The organism is Neisseria sp. P0021.S007 (genome assembly GCF_051956855.1).
Genome location: NZ_JBQCXA010001856.1, coordinates 1 through 229 on the forward strand (window position 1 = coordinate 1; position 229 = coordinate 229).

At 57.6% G+C, this 229-nt stretch carries 1 pseudogene; it reads right to left on the bottom strand.

Annotated features, from left to right (window positions below):
* Nucleotides 1–229 (bottom strand): annotated as a pseudogene (locus tag ACTHUR_RS21805) (hypothetical protein); the annotation flags it as partial.

Here is a 229-nt window from a genome sequence, read left to right on the forward strand (position 1 = left end):
GCCTTCGCCGTCGGTATGGGTGGTCAAACGACCTGCAGCATCGTAGCCGAAGGTCTCTTTGCTGCCGTCTGGATAGAGGGCGAGGGTGAGGTTTTGATTGGCGTCGTAGTGGTATTCGGTGTGCTGTTCCAGCGCATCGGTAATACGCGCCAACTGTCCTTCGGGGGTGTAGGCCAGTTTGGTTTCGTAACCCGAGCAGTCGGTAATCCGGTCGGGCTGATGGTTTTCG